This window comes from Acidiferrobacterales bacterium (genome assembly GCA_028820695.1).
GTDB lineage: Bacteria > Pseudomonadota > Gammaproteobacteria > Arenicellales > JAJDZL01 > JAJDZL01.
Genome location: JAPPIB010000045.1, coordinates 20286 through 38785 on the forward strand (window position 1 = coordinate 20286; position 18500 = coordinate 38785).

The following is an 18500-nucleotide window of genomic DNA, read 5'->3' on the forward strand; positions in this document are numbered from 1 at the left end:
CTGCCGAATGCGGAACAGGGCAGGACAAGGGGAGTTTCCCGATCAGGGAAATATTTGTACGCTTGCCAGGTTACAACGATAGATATTCCATGACGACCACAATTTACAAATTTGGGGGAGCGGTCGTCTTCATCTTGACGCTTGCCTGCTCGTCGTTTGTTCCTGCATTTTCTGCCGATTCAGAAAGTAGACTGGTGATGTTTGATGATGAGTATTGCAGTTGGTGCAGGCAGTGGGACGAAGAAATCGGAGTGATCTATCGCTTCACACCAGAACACTGCCAGGCGCCACTGAAGAAGATTGAGTTGGGTGAAACCCTCCCCGATTCAATTGCACTTAGGGAGCCCGTCACCTACACACCGACGTTCGTGTTGGTTGTTCAAGGAAAGGAGGTTGACCGCATAGTTGGCTATCCGGGTGAGGATTTTTTCTGGTCGATGTTGGACGACATGATCAGTAACGGCATTCCAGAAAATATTCGAGAGGAGTTGGCCGTCAGATGCGAAAATGGTTAAAGCCGCTCGCTGATCACAACACTATACACAACCGGGACTGTATGCCTAATGTTCAAAAATCGATGATTACAGGTTACACACGTGAGCAGATGTATTCACTCGTAACCGATGTCAGATCATACCCGCAATTTATCAAATCGTGTACCGCCAGCCGCGTCAATCAGATCCATGAGGATGGATATACAGCCACACTGGAATTCTCATACTCCGGAATAAAGAAAAGATTTGCCACCCGAAACACGGTCGTTCCGCACTCGGAAATTTCAATGTCTTTGGTTTCCGGACCATTCAGGGAATTGTATGGCTGCTGGAAATTCACCGATCTTGGAGAAAACGCATGTAAGGTGGAATTTGAAATCACATACGATTTTGAGTCTTCCATGGTGGAAAAACTCAGCGCACCCTTGATGAAACATATCTCTGAGACTATGGTCCGCTCGTTTCATGAAGAAGCAAAACGAAAATACGGCGAACAAGCGGCAAATCAGAATTGAAGTGGCATTCGCAACTGCGACGCGTCAGGAAGTTGTCTTGCTGGATGTGAATGAGAGAACAACCGTCCGACAGGCAGTCAATCTCTCTGGGGTGGCGAAGTTGTTTCCTGATTACGATTTTTCAAGTTCGACACTCGGAGTGTTCGGCAAGACAGTTCCCGATGACCATATTCCCAGCGAACATGATCGGGTGGAGATATACCGACCCTTGCGTCAGTCTCCAACCGACGCGCGTCGCCAAAGAGTCAAGTCCGCACAAAAGCGAAACAGTCGATAGCCCCAGCTATGAATCGCTGCGGCTCTCCCTCGCACGCAGTTCGTTCCGCTTGACCTTGCCTGTCGTCGTAAGCGGAAGATCGTCAATGTACTCGATGATTCTAGGATACTCATAGGCAGCCAGCTGCCTGCGCACCGAGCTGCGGATATTCTCGGTCAATTCCCCCGAAGCCTGTTCACCCGGCTTGAGGACCACAAATGCCTTGACGATTTCCCCGCGCATCTCGTCCGGCACCCCGATCACCGCAACTTGTGCGATCGCAGGATGCTTGAGCAGGCAATCCTCAATCTCACCGGGACCAATCCGATATCCCGCACTTGAGATTACATCGTCCTTCCGACCGACAAACCAGATATATCCATTTTCGTCCTTGTAGCCGGTATCGCCTGTCACCCACCATTTGCCGACATATTTTTCCTGCGTAGCAGCCTCATTTTTCCAGTAACCGGAAACCATCACAGGATCATCCCGGTCGGCAGCCAATTCACCGATCGCGCCGACCTCGACTGCATTGCCCTCCTCATCAATGGGCTCAACTGTATGACCGGGATAACTCTTTCCGATAGAACCGGGGCACACAGGCATGATCGCAGAGCAGTTTCCACAGATGTAGTTGAACTCAGTCTGTGCCCACATTTCGTTGATATTGACACCAAATGCCTCTTGTCCCCAATGGTAGAGTTCCGACCCCAACGACTCGCCAGCCGACATGATTGATCGCATGTCGATGTCATAACCCTCTCGGATACCAGGTACCTGTCGCAACATTTTCAGGGCCGTCGGAGGAATGAATGCATTTCGAACCCGATATTTCTCCAGCAAGTGACAGATTTTTTCCGGATCAAACTTCCCCCCATCATACCCTAGGACGGGAACTGCGTAATACAGCGACGGAATCAACGCATCCAGCAGGCCGCCTGTCCAAGCCCAGTCTGCCGGAGTCCAGAAAAGGTCATGCTCCTGCGGGAAAAAGTTGTGAGACATCTCAAAGCCGGGAAGATTGCCGATCAGACATCGGTGAGGTGCCAGCGCACCTTTCGGAGGTCCTGTAGTGCCCGACGTATAGACCAGATAAGCTGGATCTTCAGACTTTGTATTGACCATCTCAAACTCATCGCTTGCCTTGTCCAACGCCGACCAGAAACCATTGTCGGCGTCGCAGTCAATGATGGTTTCCAACCCGGGCAACTGATCACGCATCGATTCGAGAAGTTCAAGATGCTCGGTGTCTGTGATGACAACCTTCGTTCCACTGTTGTTCAATCGGTAACCCACCGCCTCCGGCCCGAATAGAACCGACAGCGGCAGTGCAATTGCACCGAGTTTATAGATACCCATATGCGAAATCACAGTCTCCGACCTCTGGGGGAGAATGATTCCCACCCGATCGCCCTTTTCGACACCATGACCGCGCAACACATTGGCCAGACAATTGGACAGGCGCTTGAGCTGCCTAAAGGAATATTGCCTCTCGCTGCCGTCCTTGTTCTCACAGTAAATGGCGATTCTGTCCCCGTCGGCCTGCGCGTGACGATCGCATGCCACATAGGCAATATTGAAAAACTCAGGGACATTCCACGCAAAGCGCTCTCGAATGGCATCCCAGTCGCCCCATTCAGGACGAATCAGTCTCAAATGATCAGTCTTCATCTACCAATACCGAATTGCGTCACGATACATCTGTCGCAAGTTTTCGTGTGTGACCTCGCAAGGTGCGTTTCCGAGCAGGCGCTGTTGCATAAACGCACCATCCGCCAGATTGCCGATGTCGGAACTATCATAGCCGACTTGAGAAATGCCATTCGGCATGCCGGTCACTCTCATCATATTCTCCAAGTGCGCTGACAGCGCTTCGCCGGCCTCGGCAGGACCTGCATCGCCGATATCCGCTCCCATTAACCCACCTGCTTCCAGATGCCGTTCATGATTTGCAGGCCCCGTGAACCGAAAAGCCGCAGGCGCGTTGACAATCACAGAAATTCCGTGAGGAACCAAAGGATGTCCAGCCGGATAGCCATCCGGACAGTAGTCCCTGACCAGTCCGGCAACAGAATAGGACATCCCGTGAGGAATGTGAACACCGCTGTTACCGAATGCGATCCCCGCCAAGGTCGCCGCCAGCATCATACCGTGTCGCGCCTCGTCATCCCGCTCGTCGCTGACTGCACGAACCAGGTACTCACCCGTAAGGCGAATTGCCTCCCGGCATCCCATATCACTATACGGATTGGAGCCCTGACTCAAAGGACGGATACCAGCTTCGGAACGGGGACGTTGCGTATACGGCATCGCCGTATAAGACTCGAGGGCATGACATAACACGTCGAATCCGCTTGCCGCAACCACAGTGGCCGGCAATGACGCAGTGACCCGAGGATCAATGACGGCTCTCGCCGGTTTGAGTCGGGCAGAAGCGATTCCGGTTTTCACCTGCCTTGAAAGAAGATCGAAAACTGCAATTCCAGTGCATTCGCTGCCTGTTCCGGATGTTGTCGGACAGGCGATATGAGGTTTCAATTCACCGGGAATCGGGATTCCCTCCCCCACAGGTGCATTGACATAGTCCAGAAATTCTGCCGGATGGGTACTGTACAGATTGGCCGCTTTACAGGTATCGATAACCGAACCTCCGCCAATTGACACAAACCCATCAAACGGTCCCTCCTCTGTCGCAAACCGCGCCGCGGCGAGAAACGACTGGTCCGTCGGCTCGATACTGACCTCATCGTAAATCTCGAAGTCAAGTCGGGCCGCTTGCAATAACCGTATTGCGTCTTGAACCGGTTCCAGATTCCTGACAATCGAATCCGTAAACAATGCGACTCGCGACAGGCCAAGAAATCCGACTTCGAATGGGAGTTCCTCCAGTGCACCAGGTCCGTACTTGATCGGGTTGAAATCCACCGTAAAGATGGATTCGTTTCCCTCAGATAACAGATAGTGATGGCAGCATCCCATTTCGTCTGGCCTGACTTCGTTATTGAAGTATGTCGAAAACGGCTATTTCTGTGACACAGCCAAGGCCTGATCCAAGTCCCAGAGAATATCGTCAATCGTTTCAAGTCCGACCGAGATCCGGATCATGTTCGGTTGCACGCCAGCGGCAATCTGCGCTTCCTCGTCCAACTGCCGGTGCGTCGTCGAAGCCGGATGCACGACTAATGTCTTGGCATCCCCCAAATTGGCAAGATGACTCAGGAACTGGACAGACTCAACGAACTTGACACAGGCCTCGTTCCCACCCCTGATCCCAAAACTCAGGATTCCGCTAGCACCCTTGGGCAGGTACTTCTTGGCCAACGCGTAATACCGACTGGACTCAAGACCCGGGTAATTCACCCATTCAACACTCTTGTGATCCTCAAGAAATCTGGCAACTGCCATGGCATTGCTGCAGTGGCGGTCCATTCGCACAGGCAGGGTCTCTATGCCCTGCAAAAACAAAAACGAGTTGAACGGACTGAGTGTCGGACCGAAAGTACGCAGAATCTCACAGCGAGCCTTCATCGTGTATCCAAAATCACCGAACGTCTCATAAAAACGAATCCCGTGATACCCTTCGGAAGGCTCCATCATCGCAGGAAACTTTCCGTTGTCCCAGGGAAACTTGCCGGACTCGACCAGAACGCCCCCGATCGATGTTCCGTGACCACATATGAACTTGGTTGCCGAATGTACTGTAATGTCCGCGCCGTGTTCAAATGGCCGGCAAAGATAAGGCGTGGCAAACGTATTGTCAACGACAAAGGGAATGCCGTTGGCTTTGGCGATTTCAGAAACCGCCACAAAGTCCACTACGTTATTGGCTGGATTGCCGATGGACTCGGCGTAGAGGCATTTGGTCTGCGGCGTAATCGCCTTCTGGAAATTGTCCGGGTCATCCGCATCGACAAACTGGGTCTTGATGCCAAGTTTGCGAAAATTGAACGCGAACTGTGTGTGAGTTCCACCATAAAGCGTGTTGGAGGAGACAATCTCGTCGCCAGCCTCCAGGATTGTCAACAGCGCAACCATCTGCGCCGCCATGCCGGACGATACCGCCACGGCAGCACGACCGTTTTCCAATGCCGCCATGCGTTGTTCGAATACGGCATTAGTAGGGTTCATCAGCCGCGAATAGATGTTTCCGAATGTCTGTAAATTGAAAAGACTGGCAGCGTGGTCCGCTGAATCGAAGACATAGGCTGCCGTCTGATAGATCGGTGCAGCCCGCGATCCGGTGACCGGATCAGGCAGCTGACCGGCATGCAGACACAGGGTCTCGAAACCATATTCCCGATCTTGCTTGATGTTCACTTACACAATCCAGCGCGGGCGTTCCGATGAGATGACTTTTGTATCCACACCGATGAAATTCAAACCGCCAAACAGTCGTGCATGCTCAATCTTGATGCAACGATTGGCCACCACGTCCATCCCCGCCTCTATCGCCACTTTGACAGCCTCCTCATTATAGATACCCAGTTGCATCCACAGCACACTGGCATTCAATGCGACTGCAGAATGTGCGAACGGCAATACCGCATCGGAACGTTGAAACACATCCACTACATCGATTGACTCCGGAATATCCTCGAGTGAGGCATAGCATTTCTCACCGAGAATCTCATCGTAGTTGGGATTGACCGGAATGATGCGATAACCGTACTCCTGCATATACTTTGCGGCGAAGAAGCTCGGTCGATACCAGTTGGCCGACAGCCCGACGACCGCGATTGTCTGGTTCTGACTGAGAATTCTTCTCAGTGACTGAATGTCGTCACACAGCATGACTGATTGATCTCATTTCGTAACACTTCGCTCAGCTGACAGCTCCCAGCAGAAAAAATTCTCCACTGCTCCACACGCCGAATTCCCGATTGCCGCCAAACTGACGCTCCTCACCAAGCTCAACAAGCTGGTAGTACACATTCCTCGCAATCAATCCCCGCAAGCCATCGCGAACCTCGATATACGGTGAGGGCTCTCCGTCATTCGCCACCTCCACCCAAATCGGATGGTCATGATCAGCAAGCACGACATCGTCGTTCTTGGTCCTGAAATACAACACCTGCTCCTTGCCCGAACCTTTCTCCTCGACCTGCACAATCACGAATGGAGCATCTTCCACATTGATACGAAGTTTCTCAACAGGCGTGACCAGGTAATGCTCTCCGTCTGCATCCTTTCGCAACACGGTTGAAAAAAGATTCACCAGCCGCTTTCTTCCGATGGGGGAACCCATGTAAAACCATGTTCCATCCCGGGCAATCCGAATGTCAATATCACCACACAGCTCCGGATTCCATTTGTGTACAGGTGGCAGGTTCCTGTCGGAAATCTGGGCAACCAGACTCAAAGGATCAGAAGTTGAACTAGCCATCGGAAGTTCTCGCTACTGATCGCGGCCGCCCATTCTCGTCAATGGCGACAAACGTGAAAAGACCCTCGGTCACCTTCTCGTAGTCTTCGGATTTCCTTCGTCGTACCCAAGTCTCCACCATCACTGCAATAGACGTATTTCCAATTCTGACTGTCTCACAGTAACACGAAACAACATCGCCGACGTAAACCGGAAGGTGGAAAGTCATTGCATCGACCGCAACGGTCGCGACACGTCCTCCCGCCACCTCGTACGCATGAATCCCCCCTGCAATATCCATCTGCGACATGATCCAGCCACCGAATATGTCGCCACTTGGATTGGCATTGGCGGGCATCGCCACCGTCCGGAGCGATGCGGGTTTTGAATTGAGTGGTATCGCGTTCAATGATGCTGTCAGATTTGATCTCAACAACCCCTTGATACCGTCAGTCGTAGGTACGCACGTCCTCGATGACGATGCCATCATTGGCCAAAGCACCAAGCTCCTCAAGCACGACCTGTGCCCGAAGCTTGCAGACTTCCCGTGTACATGAGGCAATCTGATCGATCAGTCCGTCCGGCCTGTCGGCGACCTCGCAATGCAACACCATGCTATCCTGATGGTCCTTGCTTGACACAACCAGTCGAGCCTTGTCCACTTCGGAAATGCGACCGACAATCTGGGCGATCTGGGATGGATGTACAAACATACCCCGCACTTTCGTGGTCTGGTCGGCCCGTCCCATCCAGCCCTTGATACGGGCATTGGTTCTTCCGCAAGGGCTCTGTCCGGACATGATCGCCGACATATCACCGGTTGCGAACCGTACCAGCGGATAATCAGGATTGAGTACTGTGACAACCACCTCGCCGACTTCCCCTTCGGGCACGGGATCACCGGTACCAGGCCGAACAATCTCAACAATCGCGCCCTCATCCACGATCAACCCCTCCATTGCGTCAGACTCGTAGGCGATCAGGCCGACATCTGCCGTCGCATAGGCCTGCTTTACCGCCACTCCGTAGCCGTCAAGTTCCGATCGAAGAGACGGCGGCAGCGCCTCACCGGAAACCAGTCCGATCTCTAACGACGATACATCCGCACCAGTAGATTCGGCTGCTTGGAGAATGATTTTCAGAAAAGACGGCGTGCCAGTATATCCTTGCGGCCTCAATCTCTCGATCGTCTGTACCTGCAATTCGGTCTGCCCCACGCCAGCAGGAAAGACCGCCCCGCCGAGTGTGCCGATTCCACTCTCAAGCATCGCTCCCGCAGGGGAGAAGTGATAGGAAAACGTATTGTGTACAAGCATTCCCTTCCGGAATCCGGCATTGAAAAGTGCCCGCGACATCCGCCACGGATCTTCACGGGTAGTCTGCGGTTCGAAAATCGGTCCGGGAGATGCAAATATCCTGACCAACGTACTCGGATCGAAAGCCGCCATGCCGCCAAATGGCGGCGAACTTTTCTGCAATTCAGTCAGTTCCGACTTTCGGACAACATTCAGTTGTGCAAGTGCGGTGCGCGAATCAATTGAGTCAACGTCGACATCTTTCAGTTGCTGGCGCAGAAATGATGATCTTGCGGCCGCTTGTTCCAGGTGTTTTGGGAGCGCCGCGAAAAGTTCTCGATCGCGAACTTCAGGATTACGGGTTTCCAGGGAGTCGTAGAATTCGCAGACCACTGATTACTCCCCACAAATTAGATCGAACGCGGGTGTCCTTTGCACAACACTGATAGACATGGGCGGGGGCAGGACGACAAGATTGCAGGTCTGTCCTATGTCAGCCAGCGTTTGCGTCGTCGATAGTGCTTGACGTTGCGAAAACTTCTTCGGTTCTCGCCACTCACGCCGAGATAGAATTCCTTTACGTCTTCATTTCGCAACAACTCTGAAGCTTCCCCATCCATCACGACACGGCCATTTTCCAGAATGTATCCATATTGGGAGTAGCGAAGTGCCATGTTGGTGTTCTGCTCAGCCAGCAGAATCGTGACTTGCTCATTTTCGTTGAGCCGCTTGATGATCTCGAATATCTCTTCGACCAATGTAGGCGCCAGCCCCATTGACGGCTCATCAAGCAGAATAACCGATGGTTTCGCCATCAGTGCCCGTCCGACTGCGGTCATCTGCTGCTCTCCACCGGAGATATAACCGGCTACTCCGGTGCGTCTTTCTTTCAGTCTCGGAAAATAACTGTAGACCAATTCAAGATCCGCTTGAATAGCGCCGCGCCCATCGCGACGGGTGTAGGCGCCTGTCAGCAGATTCTCCTCAACTGTAAGATGTTCGAAACAATGTCGGCCTTCCATGACCTGGGTTACACCGCGCACAACCAGGTCTGAGGGTGTGAGTGCGTCGACGCGCTCACCGCGGTAAATGATCGATCCCTTGGTGACTTCACCGCGCTCGGCCCGCAATAAATTCGATATGGCTTTGAGTGTGGTGGTCTTTCCGGCGCCATTGGCACCGAGAAGGGCAATGATGCCCTTCTCGGGTACCTCAAGCGATACACCTTTCAGAACGAGAATAACCCGGTCGTAAATAACCTCAATGTTATTGACACTGATAATCGCCTCGCCATTCACGGCCGGCGTCTGGGACATCTCGTTCATATCAGGATCATATAGCGATCAAACGCGGGGATTAACCGCAGTCCGAGCCCATGCTCATGCCGCTACGCGGCGTAATGCCTTTTTCCGTCGCATAAGCCATTGAGCTATCCATGATCATTGGGTCAACAAGGGACTTGTCGGTTGTGATCCAGTCTGTGACCTCAACCCAAGATGAGCCATCCCAGCGGCTGAACTTCACCGGACCGCCGCCTTCGTGGTCGGCGCATGTGATTGTCAACGGAGCCATCAGTCCATCTGCACCAAGTTCCTTGATACGTTCGGCGGAGATGTTGAGGTTCTCAAGTCCCCATCGCATCTCTTCACCTGACAAAACCTTGTTGCCGAACTTGCCCTGCGCGGTTCGAATCGCCTCTACAGTCACGATACCGGCCACCAGACCACGGTTGTAGTAGATGGTTCCGACGCGTTGCGGAGAGATATTTCCCTGCGCCGCACCATGAACAACATCCAGAATGCCCTCGATCAGCGGAAAGTCCTTGCCAGAAGGATGGAACCCGGCCGCAACGTATCCGACCGCAGCATCGCCGGCGGGAATCACATCTTCTTCCGCTCCGCTCCACCAGACACCAACAATTCGATCAGCCGAGTATCCGACTCTTGCAGCTTCCTTCAGCGCGGTTGGGTTCATGACGCCCCAGCCTCTGAGAATCACCCAGTCAGGCTTGTAGCGACGGGCAATGTCAAGCCATGCGGCTTTCTGATCAAGTCCCGGATGCGCCACCGGATAATGCTTCACCTCAAAACCGTATTTTTCAGCCTGCACTTCCAGAATCGGCACGGTTTCCTTGCCGTAACTGCTCTCGTGGTGAAGATTAGCGATCTTCTTGCCCTTCAGGGCATCCATTCCGCCTTCCTGCATTCCGATGTACTTGATCTTTGCTGTGTTTTGGCTCCAGTAATTGGTAATCAGCGGGAACACCCACGGAAATACCTTGCCATTAGTTGCGTCTGTTCGACCATAACCCATTGAGATCAGTGGGATCTTGTCGGCAGTTGCCCGCTCAATCAGTCTATAGGTAATTCCGGTACTGAGTGGATGCACAACTGTCGCACCGTGCTCACCCTTGTTTTTCAGACGCTCGTAGCACTCAACGCCGCGATCGGAGTTGTATGCAGTCTCGCATTCTTCCCAGACCAGCTTGACGCCATTGACTCCGCCGTCGGACAGATTCAAATAAGCCATATAGTCCTCGAATCCGCCGAAGAAGCCGGATCCGCCAGCAGCATAAGGGCCGGTCCGATAGACCAGTGCCGGAACAAACTGCTCCATGTCCTGGGCTTGTGAAACCGAGAACGGAAGCACAGCCACAATTGCGGCTACCCAAGACAGCACGATGGTTTTTAACTTTATTTTCATAATATTTACCTCCCACATATGTGGAAACAATTGAGATTGAAAATAGATTTATATATTAGCATCCGGTTGTCCTGAATGTAATTCAAATTGAAAATTCATACATTGGACAGGGTTCAATAGGGAAACGGCCACTGGCGAAGTTTCTCCTTGACGATCTGCCACATCCGCGCGAACCCAAGCGGCTCAACAGCCAGGAAGAACACAATCGTGCCGCCATAGACAATCAGCTCCAGATTGGCCAGAGCTGCCCCGGACAGCGTCCCTTCGCCGAGATTGGATGCCACAATATTCAGAAACGGTGGCAACAGGACGATAAACGCGGCACCGAGAAACGAACCCATGATCGAACCCAGCCCGCCAATGATAATCATGAACAGAATTGTAAATGAACGGATCAGGTCAAACGCTTCGGTGTCTGCATTGCCGACATACGTAAAGACATACAGGGCACCGGCAACACCACAGTAAAACGAACTGATCGCAAAAGCCAGGAGTTTTGTCCTCAATGGACGGATGCCGATGATCTCAGCAGCGATGTCGAAGTCGCGAATCGCCATCCACGCCCGGCCGGTCATGCCGCGAACCAGATTCTTGGCCAACAGCGCAAGTACAACAACCACAGCCAATGTCAGCACATATTTTGTCTCAGGCGTGGCGTTCGGCCCGGACACGACAACATCAATCGGCGCCAGGAATTCCAACGCCCTGCCCTCACTTGTCAGCGCACCGAAAAAAGTCTGGGTTGGCGCTGATGCAACACCTGCCGGGTCAAAATTGGTGAACCAGCCAACATGGTCGAATATCCAAAGCAGAAAAAACTGTGAGGCCAGTGTCGCCACCGCCAGGTAAAATCCCTTGATCCGAAGCGACGGAATGCCAAACAGCACCCCAACCGCCGCCGCCATCATACCGGCCAGAATAAAATCAATGACAATTGGTATTTCAGGCAGTCGCAGGACAAGGTTGTAGCAGCCGAAAGCGCCAACCGCCATGAAGCCACCGGTACCCAGCGATACCTGCCCGGCATAGCCAGTCAGAAGATTCAGGCCCAGTGCGGCGAGTCCAAACACCAAAAGTTGTGTCAATATCGGTCCCATCAGGTACTGACTTCCTGACAGCGGTGGCCAGATGAACGCAATGAGCAGTATGACCATGACACCAATTCGGTCATTGGTAATCGGAAATATTGCCTGGTCGGCAGGATAACTGGATTTGTACTGTCCGACTTCCCTATAAATCATTTGTTGCGCCTCCGAATCCTAGACTCGTTCAATGATCTTTTCGCCGAACAGTCCCTGCGGACGGAACATCAAAAATATCATGCCCAGCATGTAGGGAGTCCAGTTCTCCGTTCCTCCGCCAAAGTACGGAAGACCAACAAACACCTCAAACAACTTTTCTGTAGCGCCGACTATCAATCCACCGACAATGGCACCGGGTATGGACGTGAATCCTCCGATGATAATGACTGGCAGAGCCTTGAATGCCAGCAGCGAAATGCTGAACTGCACACCGAGTTTCGACCCCCACATGAGTCCGGCGACCAGCGCTACGATGCCGGCCGCGGCCCAGACTACCGCCCAGATGTTTTTCAATGGGATCCCAACGCTTAAGGCTGCCTGATGATCATCTGCCACTGCGCGAAGAGCTCGGCCAACCCGCGTTTTCTGGAAAAATATCGCAAGTGCTGTGACTAGAATCGCTGCGATCAGTCCCGCATAAAGATCAAACTGGCTCAGGTAGACTCCACCCACATCGAACGGAATGTCCGGAATCCCGATGTCCAGTGCGTGAACATCCGCATCCCAGACTCCTTGCGCGACCCCTTCGATGACATAGTTCAAACCAATCGTGGCCATGAACAGTATGATCGGTTCCTGATTGACCATGGGGCGCAATACGATTCTTTCGATTGCCATCGCAAGACCGATCACCACAACCAACGTGACTGCAAATGCCCGATAGGTGACGGCACCATCGGTGATCAGTGCAACCACCGCCAGACCCAGCAGAACGCCGATTGCCCACTTGGGGGATTGAACTGCAGTGGTCAGCATCAGGAACAGGAGCATGGTGACGAATACCGCTCGCCACATGTTCTGCCCGCCATCTACGAACAATGCCAATACCAGCAGCAATACCGCCGCAACGAAAAGCGGAACCCGTTTCAGGTATTTGTCAGCAAACTGCTTGATGTTGCTATGCTCCTTCTGTTGCGCGGTGTACAGGAAGTACATGACTGCCGAGGCGCCTGCCAGGACGATCGCGAGCCAACCGGTCCACATCCAGAAGTCACCCGCAACCTCAGTCAGCAGAACAAAGGTCAATGCACCGAACAGTACCAGGGCGCCTTGGGCAAAATTGAATATCGATGATGCCTTGAAAATCAAGACAAGGCCGAGCGCGACCAGCGAATACATGATTCCGGAAAGCAGTCCGCCTACCAAAACTTCAACAAAAAATAAAAAATCAACTAATTCCATACCGACTCACACTCATTGTTCACCCAGATACGCGCGGATGACGTCCTTGTTGTTTCTGACCTCATCCGGTTCCCCATAGGCAATTCTCTCCCCATGATCAAGGACCACTACGTGATCCGATATATCCATCACCACGCCCATATCGTGCTCGATCAGCACAACGGTGGTTCCAAACTCATCGTTCACATCCAGAACGAATCTCGCCATGTCCTCTTTCTCCTCAAGATTCATTCCAGCCATCGGTTCATCCAGAAGAAGAATCTTGGGATCCATCGCCAGCGCACGTCCCAGTTCAACTCTTTTTTGCAATCCGTATGGCAACTTTCCGACCGGTGTCTTCCGGATGCTCTGAATCTCGAGAAAATCAATAATCCTTTCCACATATTCGCGCTGTTCGACTTCCTGAGCCACCGCCGGAAAGTACAACGCTTCCTTCAGAAAATTGCTCTTTACCTTGACGATTCTTCCGGTCATGATATTGTCGAGTGTGGACATGCCCTTGAACAGGGCGATATTCTGAAACGTTCTTGCGAAACCCATGCGGGCAACCTGTTCGGGACTTGCCTGTGTCCGATCATTGCCCTGATATGAAATCGTACCTGCGTTGGCCTTGTAAAACCCGCTGATTACGTTCAGCATCGAAGTCTTGCCAGCTCCATTCGGACCGATGATCGAGAATATCTCACTTTCGAATATGGAGAATGACACATCCTGCAACGCCTTCACGCCGCCGAAACTGACAAAAATTCCGTCAACCTCAAGAATCAGCTTGGTAAATTCCCGGACTCGCTCGGTCTCGTAGGACTGGATGTCTGGGGTTGTCGCTGTATCCATAACTGAATCCGTCAACTTGCCATTTTCATGTGATCAAATGTGGTGACATCCTGGATCTCCAGGTCGGCGATCATCGTGCCCTTGCGCCCATCCTCAAACATGACAACATTCTCGATGTGCCCGCGTTTCGAATCGGAATATAGCGCATCAATCAGGCTATCGAACCGTTCATTGATGATCCTGCGTCGAACCTTCCGTGTTCGGGTAAGTTCACCGTCATCCGCATCCAGTTCCTTGTGAAGGATCAGGAATCGTTTGATCTGTGATCCGGAAATTTCCGAATCGGCGGAAAGATCCTGATTGGTCTTTTCGATGCATTTGCTGATCATCTCGTAGACCTGGGGATTGGCAGCAAGCTCCTGATAGCTCGCGTATGAGACATTGTGTCGTTCGGCCCAATTGCCAACCGCCTCGAGATCAACATTGATAAACGCGCTGACATAATCCCTGCCATCCCCGAACGTCACGGCCTCGCGGATTTGCGGAAAAAACTTCAGTTTGTTCTCAAGAAATTTCGGTGCGAAAAGCGTGCCATCGTTCAACCGACCCACATCCTTGACACGGTCGATGATTTTCAGATGACCGTCATCGTCAAAATATCCGGCATCACCGGTAAACACCCAGCCATCACCGGTCCGGGCAGCGAGTGTGGCTTCCGGATTTTTGTAATAGCTCTTGAAGACGCCCGGACTTTTGTACAAAATTTCACCGGAGTCGGATATCCTCACCTCGACTCCCGGAAACGGCGGGCCGCAGGTGTCCGGCTTGACCTTGTCGTCAGTCTGAACAGTGATGTAAACCGAAGCTTCCGTCTGACCGTATAGCTGCTTGATATTGATGCCCAGGGAACGGAAAAATTCAAAAATCTCCGGTCCGATCGCCTCACCTGCGGTATAGGCCAGGCGCATGCGACTGAATCCCATCGTATTCTTGAGCGGTCCGTACACGATGACCTTGCCGATCAGGTAGAGCAACCGATCAAATGGGTTGACGGAACGCTTCTCCAGAATATCGACGCCACAGCGTTTGGCTACGTTCATGAAGTAGTCAAACATCTTGCGCTTGATCCAGCTGGCGTCTTCCATTCGCACCAGCACGTTCGTCAGGATATTCTCAAAAATTCTCGGCGGACTGAAAAAGTATGTGGGACCGATTTCCTGCATGTCATGCAGGACCGTCTCCCCGCTCTCAGGGCAGCTTACGCAAAACCCGGCCACATAGGACTGGGCATAGGAGAAAATATGATCTCCAACCCACGCCATCGGCAAATAGGCCAGACATTCTTCCTTTTCCGTCAGCGAGTCGAATTCAATCGAACTCATCACCGTAGAGAGAATATTGTGATAGGTCAGAATTACACCTTTGGGGAATCCGGTTGTTCCCGATGTGTAGAGAATCACAGAGATATCGGATTTCGAGCCTTTGGCAATCTCGCGGTCCAGAAAATCCGGATGTTCGGCGTCAAGCTTGATGCCGTTTTCAACCAGGGATTCGTAATCGTGCAGGTTCTTGGGTGTGTAGTGCGCCAGACCTCTTGGGTCATCATAGTAGATCTGTTCCAGCTTGGGACAATTCGGAGCTAGCTCCAGAATCTTGTCAACCTGTTCCTGATCCTCGACCAACGCGAATCGAACGTCAGCGTGATTGATGACGTATTCCATCTCCTGGACGACAGAGTCCTGATAGAGTGGTACCGGCACACCGCCTAGACACTGCGCAGCAGCCATGCCCCAATACAGGCGAGGCCGGTTGTCGCCGACGATTGCGAGTTTATCACCGCGCCTGAATCCTGCTGCCGCCAGTCCACAGGCGAGCTTGCGAACCTCATCACATACCTGTACCCAACTCCAAGTCTGCCAGATTCCAAAATCCTTCTCGCGCATCGCTGGCCGGTCCGGCGACAGAATCTTGCGATTCATCAGCAATTTTGGAAACGTGTCTAATTTTGGGTCAACATTCATACTTAACGTGTTTAATCGAACTGCTGCGTGGGATGGATTTGAACTGTAATTTTGTCCAACATTCAAAGCGAATAAATATACAGCAAAAAAATGCCACGTCTAAATTTTTGTGGATTCTATGACTGGACCACACGACAAGGCTTTGTTTTCAGGCCAGACTGACCGGCAAGATTGCCCGGATTCGCTGCTCCCAATTGCGCCCGACACGAGCCAGTGTGATCGACTCGTCATCATGGTTCCAGTTGCTGTCTAATCCTGCTCGCAACCGCACCGATAGCATCCATGTCGCCCGCAACAAGTTCCCAGTTGATCTTCAGTTCATCGCCCATCGTCCGCGCAACGATGTGAACGTGATAATGCAGGACAGATTGCGCAGCACCCTTGCCGTTGGCCTGGGTAATGCTGATTCCATCCGGATTCAAAACGGTCTTGACTGCCTGCGCGACCTTCCTGACCGCTGCCGCGACCAACCCGAGCTGTTCATCGGGCATGTCAAACAGATCACGCCAATGTCCCTTCGGGATGACAAGCACATGTCCGGTTGACACCGGGTTGATGTCCATGAAAGCCAGCACCTGCGCATTCTCGTATATCTTGATACTGGGTATCTGTCCAGCAACAATCCCGCAAAAAATGCAATTTGCGTCTTCGGGCATACCAGATTCCTCCTGATTCCAAACTTTGGTTGGCTGATTTATGCCGGTTCGATGAACATTGCGTCACCGTAGCTATAAAATCGAAAGTCATTGTCAATCGCATAACGATAGGCACTTCTCAGTCGCTCTGTGCCCCCGAATGCACAGACCAGCATCATCAAGGTCGACCGGGGAAGGTGGAAATTGGTGATCAGGGCCTGTACAACCCGAAAATCGAATCCTGGCTTGATGAAAATGCTGGTCTCCCCCTCACGCGGGCGAATATCGGAGTCAATCGCTGCGGCGGTCTCCAAGACACGCATCGAAGTGGTTCCGACAGCGACAACGCGACCGCCTGCGTTGCGCGTCGTTCTGATGGCTTCGCAGGTCGCGGCCGCAATCCGATAACGTTCACTGTGCAGTGTGTGTCTGTTCATGTCATCATCCCGAATCGGTGCGAAAGTTCCGCTACCGACATGCAGAGTGACAAATGCAGTCTTGATTCCGACATGATGCAGCCGCTCAATGAGCGGTTGGTCGAAGTGCAATCCGGCAGTCGGTGCGGCCACCGAACCGGCATGCTTTGCATAGACCGTCTGATATCTTGAGGCATCGTCAAGTTCAGCCGGCCGTTGAATATATGGTGGCAATGGTACACTTCCACAGCTGTTGATGACCTCTGCGACCTCAATCCCTTCGCGGACAGCAAGAACGAACAAGTCCCGAATCCGACCTCGGACAACAAACGCAAATCGATCGTCTACGATGATTGAAGTGCCAATCCTGCACGGACGTCGAGATCTCATTTGCGCCCAGACGCAGTGATCGTCAACGATTCTCTCGATCAGAATCTCGACTCGTCCGCCAGTGGTCTTGCGACCCTCAAGCCTCGCCGTAATGACCTTGCTGTCGTTACAGACAAGAAGATCTCCTGGTTGCAAGACCTTTTCCAGCTGGGAAAACGGGATTTCCCGCTGACGGTCACTGACGACCAGCAATCGGCTTTCGCTGCGACTTGCTGCCGGATATTGGGCAATGCGATCAGCCGGCAGATCGAAGTCAAACTGGTTCGCACACCCTGCCCCGTCAGACACTCCCATCAGTTCATCCGCTTTGTATGGGACTGTCAGGATGCAGCGCCCACTCCGTCCATGAACCGTCGTAGAGTCGCAGATTCTGCTGCTGAAACTGAAAGATTGCCAGCAGGAGGATTGCGGCGGTAACCCCTGAACCACAGGTCGTTACGAGCGTTTGTTGCGGGCTGACCGAACGCGATAGCAGCAGGTCGGCGACTTCGTTGGCTGACTTCAGGTAGCCCTCTGAATCCATAACATCGCCATAGTACAGATTCATACTTCCCGGAATATGTCCGCCTCGAAGTCCGGGGCGCGGTTCCGGCTCGCTCCCACTGAAGCGCCCATGCGAACGCGCATCCAAAATAGCTGTGAATTCATCGTCCAGGCGGGCGGCCACTTCGTCTCTCAAAATCACGGATTCATTGGCTGGCAAGCCGACATAGGTGGCTCGGGCGATCTCAGTTGGCTGGTCGTCGGTCAGACCGCCTGCCCGCTTCCAGGCGTTGAGTCCGCCATTGAGCACTCGTACTTCGCGGTGCCCGAATGAATGAAACATCCACCATGCACGGGCGGAAGCCACAAACTTCGACCGATCGTATACGATTACGCGGTCGGATTCGGAAATGCCGAGGTTTCCGACACGCTCGGAAAACGTCTTCAGTGACGGGAAAACATGCGGCAGATCGCTTCCAGGCTCCGCAACCTCATCGATGTCAAAATAAACCGAGCCCGGAATGTGATCCTCCTGATAGGCCTCAAAGGCATTGCTCGGGACATTGGGAAGATACCAGGTGGCATCGACAAATCGAACGTCTGGTTCGCCCGACATGGACAGTGCCTCATTCGCGCTGATTAAGGGATATTCAACCATTTTTTCACTCCACAA

The 18500-nt window shown here is 52.6% G+C and carries 19 protein-coding genes; 3 read left to right on the top strand and 16 right to left on the bottom strand.

Translation table 11 applies throughout. The annotated features are described in order from the left end of the window. The first annotated feature begins 89 nt into the window (after positions 1-89). The 3 genes from OXI60_06760 to OXI60_06770 all read left to right on the top strand — a co-directional run bounded on the left by OXI60_06760 (position 90) and on the right by OXI60_06770 (position 1286). Positions 90-515, top strand: coding sequence for a hypothetical protein (locus tag OXI60_06760; protein MDE0309517.1), 426 nt, complete (start codon positions 90-92; stop codon positions 513-515). 62 nt (positions 516-577) lie between these two features. Beyond that, entirely contained in the window at positions 578-1009 is a 432-nt protein-coding gene (locus OXI60_06765) for a type II toxin-antitoxin system RatA family toxin (protein MDE0309518.1), read from the top strand. Position 1010: 1 nt separating this feature from the next. Beyond that, the gene (locus OXI60_06770) at positions 1011-1286 is read left to right on the top strand and encodes an RnfH family protein (protein ID MDE0309519.1); all 276 of its coding nucleotides are present in this window, start codon (positions 1011-1013) and stop codon (positions 1284-1286) included. A gap of 6 nt (positions 1287-1292) precedes the next feature. On the opposite strand, the gene OXI60_06775 is transcribed toward OXI60_06770, so the two are convergent. From OXI60_06775 to OXI60_06850, 16 genes are all read right to left on the bottom strand, one after another. Further along, a complete protein-coding gene (locus tag OXI60_06775) occupies positions 1293-2936 on the bottom strand; it encodes an AMP-binding protein (protein ID MDE0309520.1) in 1644 nt (547 codons plus the stop codon). Then, the gene (locus OXI60_06780) at positions 2937-4244 is read right to left on the bottom strand and encodes an iron-containing alcohol dehydrogenase (GenBank protein ID MDE0309521.1); all 1308 of its coding nucleotides are present in this window, start codon (positions 4242-4244) and stop codon (positions 2937-2939) included. Positions 4245-4286: 42 nt separating this feature from the next. Then, the gene (locus OXI60_06785) at positions 4287-5582 is read right to left on the bottom strand and encodes an O-acetylhomoserine aminocarboxypropyltransferase/cysteine synthase (protein ID MDE0309522.1); all 1296 of its coding nucleotides are present in this window, start codon (positions 5580-5582) and stop codon (positions 4287-4289) included. After that, entirely contained in the window at positions 5583-6056 is a 474-nt protein-coding gene (locus OXI60_06790; protein ID MDE0309523.1) for a CoA-binding protein, read from the bottom strand. 31 nt (positions 6057-6087) lie between these two features. Then, the gene (locus OXI60_06795) at positions 6088-6648 is read right to left on the bottom strand and encodes a DUF1285 domain-containing protein (protein MDE0309524.1); all 561 of its coding nucleotides are present in this window, start codon (positions 6646-6648) and stop codon (positions 6088-6090) included. Next, on the bottom strand, positions 6641-7036 hold the full coding sequence (locus tag OXI60_06800) for an acyl-CoA thioesterase (protein MDE0309525.1): 396 nt from the start codon (positions 7034-7036) through the stop codon (positions 6641-6643). Before OXI60_06800 ends, OXI60_06795 begins: the two co-directional genes overlap by 8 nt. A gap of 40 nt (positions 7037-7076) precedes the next feature. Then, the gene (locus OXI60_06805; protein MDE0309526.1) at positions 7077-8315 is read right to left on the bottom strand and encodes an AMP-binding protein; all 1239 of its coding nucleotides are present in this window, start codon (positions 8313-8315) and stop codon (positions 7077-7079) included. Between the two features lie 95 nt (positions 8316-8410). Next, positions 8411-9247, bottom strand: a complete 837-nt coding sequence (locus tag OXI60_06810) for an ABC transporter ATP-binding protein (GenBank protein ID MDE0309527.1) — start codon at positions 9245-9247, stop codon at positions 8411-8413. A 31-nt stretch (positions 9248-9278) separates the two neighbouring features. Further along, positions 9279-10625: an ABC transporter substrate-binding protein gene (locus tag OXI60_06815; protein ID MDE0309528.1), complete on the bottom strand. Its 1347-nt coding sequence runs from the start codon at positions 10623-10625 to the stop codon at positions 9279-9281. A gap of 113 nt (positions 10626-10738) precedes the next feature. Next, positions 10739-11866: a branched-chain amino acid ABC transporter permease gene (locus tag OXI60_06820; protein MDE0309529.1), complete on the bottom strand. Its 1128-nt coding sequence runs from the start codon at positions 11864-11866 to the stop codon at positions 10739-10741. 18 nt (positions 11867-11884) lie between these two features. After that, on the bottom strand, positions 11885-13108 hold the full coding sequence (locus OXI60_06825) for a branched-chain amino acid ABC transporter permease (GenBank protein ID MDE0309530.1): 1224 nt from the start codon (positions 13106-13108) through the stop codon (positions 11885-11887). Positions 13109-13120: 12 nt separating this feature from the next. Further along, entirely contained in the window at positions 13121-13942 is an 822-nt protein-coding gene (locus OXI60_06830) for an ABC transporter ATP-binding protein (GenBank protein ID MDE0309531.1), read from the bottom strand. 11 nt (positions 13943-13953) lie between these two features. Beyond that, complete coding sequence (locus tag OXI60_06835) at positions 13954-15861, bottom strand: AMP-binding protein (GenBank protein ID MDE0309532.1); 1908 nt, start codon at positions 15859-15861, stop codon at positions 13954-13956. 272 nt (positions 15862-16133) lie between these two features. Beyond that, positions 16134-16559: an HIT family protein gene (locus OXI60_06840; GenBank protein ID MDE0309533.1), complete on the bottom strand. Its 426-nt coding sequence runs from the start codon at positions 16557-16559 to the stop codon at positions 16134-16136. A 38-nt stretch (positions 16560-16597) separates the two neighbouring features. After that, positions 16598-17638 (bottom strand): tRNA preQ1(34) S-adenosylmethionine ribosyltransferase-isomerase QueA, encoded by a 1041-nt coding sequence (gene queA, locus OXI60_06845; GenBank protein ID MDE0309534.1) that lies wholly within the window; start codon positions 17636-17638, stop codon positions 16598-16600. 4 nt (positions 17639-17642) lie between these two features. Further along, complete coding sequence (locus OXI60_06850) at positions 17643-18485, bottom strand: sulfurtransferase (GenBank protein MDE0309535.1); 843 nt, start codon at positions 18483-18485, stop codon at positions 17643-17645. Positions 18486-18500: the final 15 nt, after the last annotated feature.